Annotated in this window: 5 protein-coding genes; 2 read left to right on the forward strand and 3 right to left on the reverse strand. The window is 71.8% G+C overall.

What is annotated here, in order from left to right; genetic code table 11:
- Positions 1–147: 147 nt before the first annotated feature.
- Together rapZ and uvrC are read right to left on the reverse strand one after the other, a co-directional pair.
- Positions 148–1149 (reverse strand): RNase adapter RapZ, encoded by a 1002-nt coding sequence (rapZ, locus tag ACFW2E_RS39780; RefSeq protein WP_384474849.1) that lies wholly within the window; start codon positions 1147–1149, stop codon positions 148–150.
- Entirely contained in the window at positions 1146–3227 is a 2082-nt protein-coding gene (gene uvrC / locus ACFW2E_RS39785; protein ID WP_384474851.1) for an excinuclease ABC subunit UvrC, read from the reverse strand. The genes rapZ and uvrC overlap by 4 nt, the downstream gene beginning before the upstream one ends.
- A 490-nt stretch (positions 3228–3717) precedes the next feature.
- Between uvrC and ACFW2E_RS39790 the strand changes: the two genes are divergently transcribed.
- The gene (locus ACFW2E_RS39790) at positions 3718–4665 is read left to right on the forward strand and encodes a hypothetical protein (RefSeq protein WP_384474854.1); all 948 of its coding nucleotides are present in this window, start codon (positions 3718–3720) and stop codon (positions 4663–4665) included.
- A gap of 21 nt (positions 4666–4686) precedes the next feature.
- Here the strand turns inward: ACFW2E_RS39790 and ACFW2E_RS39795 are convergent, their stop codons facing one another.
- Positions 4687–5115, reverse strand: coding sequence for a Rieske (2Fe-2S) protein (locus ACFW2E_RS39795; protein WP_384474857.1), 429 nt, complete (start codon positions 5113–5115; stop codon positions 4687–4689).
- Between the two features lie 196 nt (positions 5116–5311).
- Between ACFW2E_RS39795 and ACFW2E_RS39800 the strand changes: the two genes are divergently transcribed.
- The coding region (locus tag ACFW2E_RS39800) for a LacI family DNA-binding transcriptional regulator (RefSeq protein ID WP_384474859.1) at positions 5312–5932 on the forward strand (621 nt) is incomplete at its 3' end.

The following is a 5932-nucleotide window of genomic DNA, read 5'->3' on the forward strand; positions in this document are numbered from 1 at the left end:
GGCCCCGACCCCCCGCCCGCCCCCCCCCGCCCCGGCGCCGCCCCCCCCCCCCCCCCCGCGCCCGGCCGCCACGCGCCTCGACCGGGCGGCCCGCGCGTGCCTCCGGCACCATCCGGCGCAGCCTGCTCAGCCGCGGAGTACGTGCCGTCATTCCCGTCCCATGTCCCGGTGTACGACCACCGTCTCCACGCCCTCGGCCGCGAGCCGCGCGGCGAGCTTCTCCGACATGGCGACCGAGCGGTGCTTGCCGCCGGTGCAGCCGATCGCGATGGTCACATAGCGCTTGCCCTCGCGCCGGTAGCCGGCTGCGATCATGCGCAGCAGCTCGGCGTAGCGGTCGAGGAACTCCTTGGCGCCGGGCTGGTTGAAGACGTACGCGGCCACGTCCTCGTTGAGGCCGGTGAAGGGGCGCAGCTCCGGGACCCAGTGCGGGTTGGGCAGGAACCGCATGTCCGCGACCAGGTCGGCGTCGACCGGGAGCCCGTACTTGAACCCGAAGGACATCACGGTGGCCCGCAGCTCGGGCTCCTCCTCGCCGGCGAACTGGGCGTCCATCTTGGCGCGCAGCTCGTGCACGTTGAGGCTGGAGGTGTCGATCACCAGGTCGGCGTCCCCGCGCAGCTCGCGCAGCAGCTCGCGCTCGGCGGCGATGCCGTCGACGATGCGGCCGTCGCCCTGGAGGGGGTGCGGGCGGCGCACGGACTCGAACCGGCGCACCAGGGCCTCGTCGGAGGACTCCAGGAAGACGATGCGCCGGGTGACGGCTCTGGAGTCGAGGTCGGCGAGGGATTCGCGCAGGTTGTCGAAGAAACGGCGGCCGCGCACATCGACCACGACCGCGATCCGCGCCACGTTCCCCTGGGACCGCGCGCCCAGCTCCACCATGGTGGGGATGAGGGCGGGCGGGAGGTTGTCGACGACGAACCAGCCGAGGTCCTCCAGACACTTCGCGGCCGTCGACCGGCCCGCTCCGGACATGCCGGAGATGATCACCAGCTCGGGGATGGCCGCCTCGGGGACCCCGGCCGGCGTGACGTCCGTACTCACCTGTACTCCGTTTTCCTGAACCGCTTCCTGCGGCTGATCCTGGCCCGAGTCCTTGTGGGCCTGATCTCGGTCTGCCGTGGGCTGTGCGTCGTGCTCGGTCATGGCTCCTGCCCCCGTCGTTCGTCCGGGGCGCCCGCGGTCACGGACTCCCCCGAGGAATCCGCGGTCGTCGCGGGTTCCTCGTCATCAATGATCTCTCCCGTGGCCGTGTTCACGGCGGGTGCGGCCGGGGCCGCCTGGGCGAGGGCCGCCGCGATGGTCTCGGCCGTCTTCCGGCCTATGCCGGGCACTTCCTGGATCTGGTCGATTGTGGCCGACCGGAGCTTCTTCACCGAGCCGAAATGTTTGATCAGCGCCTGCTTGCGGGTCTCGCCGAGGCCCGGCACGTCGTCCAGCGGGCCGGCCCGGAAGCGCTTGGCGCGCTTGGTCCGCTGGTAGGTGATCGCGAAGCGGTGTGCCTCGTCCCGGACGCGCTGAAGCAGATAGAGGCCCTCGCTGCTGCGGGGCAGGACGACCGGGTCGTCGTCGTGCGGCAGCCAGACCTCCTCGAGGCGCTTGGCGAGACCACAGACGGCGATGTCGTCGATGCCCAGCTCGTCCAGGGCCCGCTTGGCGGCAGCGACCTGCGGCCGGCCGCCGTCCACGACCACGAGCTGGGGCGGGTAGGCGAACTTCCTGGGACGGCCGGATTCGTCCTTGAGGCCATTGCCGTCGACGAAGCCGTCGCCGTCTCCGGCGCCGTCGCTCTGCGCACCCTCCTCCGCCCACTCGCCGGTCCTCTCCTTCTCGGCGAGGTAGCGGCGGAAGCGGCGGGTGATCACCTCGTGCATGGAGCGGACGTCGTCCTGGCCCTCGAAGCCCTTGATCTGGAAGCGGCGGTACTCGCCCTTGCGCTGCAGTCCGTCCTCGAAGACGACCATGGAAGCCACCACGTCGTCGCCCTGGAGGTGCGAGATGTCGTAGCACTCGATCCGGAGGGGGGCGCTGTCCAGGTCGAGGGCGTCCGCGATCTCCTCCAGCGCGCGCGAGCGTGTGGTGAGGTCGGAGGCGCGCTTGGTCTTGTGCAGGGCGAGCGCCTGCTGGGCGTTGCGCCCGACGGTCTCCATCAGGGCCCGCTTGTCACCGCGCTGCGGGATGCGCAGCGAGACGTTGGAGCCGCGGCGCCCGGTCAGCCAGTCCTGGACCGGCTCGACCGGGTCGGGCAGCGCCGGGACGAGGACCTCCTTGGGGACGGCGTCCCCGGTCTCCTCACCGTAGAGCTGCTGGAGGGCGTGCTCGACGAGGGCGGCGGTGGTGACCTCCTCGACCTTGTCGGTCACCCAGCCACGCTGGCCGCGGACGCGTCCGCCGCGCACGTGGAAGATCTGGACGGCCGCTTCCAGCTCGTCCTCCGCGACGGCGATCAGGTCGGCGTCGGTCGCGTCGGCGAGCACGACCGCGTTCTTCTCCATCGCCTTCTTCAGGGCCTCGACGTCGTCGCGCAGACGGGCCGCCCGCTCGTACTCCATCTCCTCGGCCGCCTCCATCATCCGCTTCTCCAGGCGGCGGAGGTACGTGCCCGTCCGTCCGGCCATGAAGTCGCAGAACTCCTCGGCGAGTTCGCGGTGCTCCTCGACGGGGATCCGGCCCACGCAGGGCGCCGAGCACTTGCCGATGTAGCCGAGCAGACAGGGGCGCCCGGTACGGGCGGCGTTCTTGAAGACTCCGGCCGAGCACGTGCGCACGGGGAACACCCGAAGCAGCAGGTCGACGGTGTCCCGGATCGCCCAGGCGTGCCCGTACGGCCCGAAGTACCTCACGCCCTTCTTCTTGTGACCGCGCATCACCTGCACGCGCGGGAACTCCTCGTTCATCGTGACCGCGAGGTACGGGTAGCTCTTGTCGTCGCGGTACTTGACGTTGAACCGGGGGTCGTACTCCTTGATCCAGGAGTACTCCAGCTGCAGCGCCTCGACCTCCGTGGACACGACGGTCCACTCCACGGACGCGGCCGTGGTGACCATCGTCCGGGTGCGCGGGTGGAGGTTCGCCAGGTCCTGGAAGTAGTTCGCCAGGCGCTGGCGCAGGCTTTTCGCCTTTCCGACGTAGATCACCCGGCGGTGCTCGTCACGGAACCTGTACACCCCGGGGGAGTCCGGGATCTGTCCCGGCTTGGGGCGGTAGCTGGAGGGGTCGGCCATGTCTCACACCCTACTGGCGAGGGGTGACAGTCCGGCGGGGCTGTGGACAACGCCCCGGACGCCGGTCACCGGGACTCCGGCAGCCTGTGCGGCCGCCGCCCGTTCCACGGCCGCCCCCGCTCGACCGGGCGGGTCTCGGCCACCCGGGGCACGACACGGTCACCGTTCGCCGACGCGTCGCTGCGCTGCGTGAGCACCGCTCGGAGTCCGAACGAGCCTGGGGCGGCCGGTCGGCGACGGCCGGGCGGCACCGTCCGGGCGCGTGTCACGGCCGGGGCGCGGCTCGGCCAGGAGGACCCTGCGGTTGGACAGGAGGTGTTGTCGGGGCTTGGTCAACACGCTTCAATGCGGGGGAACTCGGGGCTGTGAACGACGGCGTCCGGATACGGCGACGGATGTGCAGGCGCCCCGGCGCCGACGGGGTGGCCCCGGAAACCCGTGTGACCGGTCTGACCAACCGTAGTGAACACTCAGAGAAAGGCCCCTCTGCATGCGGCACGCCACACAGCACGCGGACGTCGCCACCGCGGAACTGGACACGGTCCTGCGGGGCGGCCCCTTCCATGTCGCCCTGCGCGCCGCGATCGCCGCCCGCGGACTGCCGCTCCAGCGCGTGCAGCACCATCTCTCGCGCCACGGGGTCAAGGTGGGCGTCACGAGCCTGAGTTACTGGCAGCAGGGCGCACGGCGTCCGCAGCGTCCCGAGTCGCTGCGGGCGGTACGGGCGCTGGAGGAGATCCTGCAGCTGCCCGACGAGTCCCTGATCCGGCTGCTGGCCGAGGCCGGCGAGCGGTCGGTCGTGCAGCGCCCGGCGGCTCGCTCGTACCGCTCGCTGATCGAGGCCTCGGACGTGCTGGACCGGCTCCTGGCCGAGCTGAGCTGGTCCCTGGACGGCGGACTCCACACGCTCGGACACCACGAGCGGATACGGATCGGGGCCCACCGCGAGCTGGCGGGCCGCGAGTCGCAGCACATCGTGCGGGCCCACCGGGACGGCGTCGACCGCTTCGTGGCCGTCCACCACGGAGACCCGGGCTGCGCGCCGGAGCGCATGATGGTGCACGCCCTGGAGAACTGCCGCACCGGTCGCGTCCGGCTGGATCCCGGCACCGGCGTGCTCGTGGCCGAGCTGCTCTTCGGCACCCGGCTGCGGTCCGGCGACACCTTCCTCTTCCGCTACGGCGTCGACGACGGCACGGCCGGGGTCTCGCGCGAGTACGTCCGCGGCTTCGGCTTCCCCGGTGGTCAGTACGCCCTCCAGGTGCGGTTCGACGCGAACGCGCTGCCGCTGCGCTGCCACCGGTTCACCCAGCTTTCGGCGGCGGCCCCGCGCAGGGGCCGGCAGGAGCTGCCCCTGAGCGGGCCGCACCGCTCCGTCCACCTGGTCGAACCGCGGGTCCGGCCGGGCATCGTGGGGATCGGCTGGGACTGGGAGTGACCGGGTCTCCCCCGCCGCCGCTCAGGCGCCGGGCCCCGCGATGATCTTCCCGTTCGCGGCCTTCACCGCCAGCTCGCCCAGCGGCTCCGTGGCCGGGGCCTGAACCACCTTTCCGGTCACTGCGTCGAACTCGCTTCCGTGACACGGGCAGATCAGGGTCGTCCCCTGGAGCTTGTTGATGGGGCACCCGGCGTGCGTGCAGATCGTGCTGTACGCCTTGAGCGTGCCGGTCTCGTCCCGGCTGACCACGACGTTGTGCTCCCGGTACAGCTTGGCGCTCCCCTTGCCGAGCTCGTTCTCGGCACCGAGCTCGACCGGAGCGGTCGGCGTCGCGTCGGTGGTGACTCCGCCGCCCGGCACCGAGCAGGCGGTGAGGCCGAGGCCGGCGAGCGGAGTGACGGCGGCTCCACGCAGGACGGTACGGCGGGTCGCCGAGGATCGGCCGGGCATCAGGATCTCCACTGGTCGGGGGTGGTGCAGGCCGACGATACCCGGGCAGATTCACCCGGCCCCGTGGTGGGGTGGGGTGGGGGGCAGAGTGCGGGCGGCGCGGGACGTAAACGTTTGCGCAAGCGTTTACGTCTGGCGCTCAATGGGATACCTTCCTCGGCCAGAAGGCCGGCCGCGGCCCAGGGAAGGAGTCACGATGCCCACCATGGCCGACGTCGCACGGAGCGCCGGGGTCTCCGTGGCGACCGTCTCCCACGTACTCAACGGCACGCGCCCGGTGCTGCCCCACACCCGTCAGGCCGTGCTGGACGCGGTCGACGAGCTCGGTTACACGCCCAACACCCTCGCCCGCTCCCTGGTGACCTCCCGCACCCGCTCCATCGGGCTCGCGGTGTCGGCGATCAGCAACCCGTACTTCACCGAGATCCTGCAGGGCGTGGAGGCCGCCGCCCTGCAGGAGGGCTACAGCCTGCTCATCGCGGACCCGCACGACGACCCCGAGCACGAACACAAGGTCGTCCGGCTGCTCCACGAACGACGGGTGGACGGCATGATCGTCGCCCCCTCGGCGGACCCACGGCGGCTCCTCGCCTATCTGGACCGCCACGCCGTGCCGACCGTGTTCCTGGACCGGGTGGTCGATGCCCCCGGCGAGGACGTCGACGGCGCCACACGCTTCGACCAGGTGTGCGCCGAGAACACCGGACCGATGGCCCGGCTGGTCGCCCACCTCGCCGGACTCGGCCACCGCCGGATCGGCCTGGTCGCCGGCCTGCCCGGGCTGAGCACCACCGGCGACCGGATCACCGGCTACCGG

The organism is Streptomyces sp. NPDC058964 (genome assembly GCF_042741275.1).
Classification (GTDB): Bacteria; Actinomycetota; Actinomycetes; order Streptomycetales; family Streptomycetaceae; genus Streptomyces.

Coding starts and splice junctions, on each gene's coding strand:
- rapZ (WP_384474849.1), bottom strand. CDS start 1,149: ATGACCGAGCACGACGCACAGCCCACGGCAGACCGAGATCAGGCCCAC.
- uvrC (WP_384474851.1), bottom strand. CDS start 3,227: ATGGCCGACCCCTCCAGCTACCGCCCCAAGCCGGGACAGATCCCGGAC.
- ACFW2E_RS39790 (WP_384474854.1), top strand. CDS start 3,718: ATGCGGCACGCCACACAGCACGCGGACGTCGCCACCGCGGAACTGGAC.
- ACFW2E_RS39795 (WP_384474857.1), bottom strand. CDS start 5,115: ATGCCCGGCCGATCCTCGGCGACCCGCCGTACCGTCCTGCGTGGAGCC.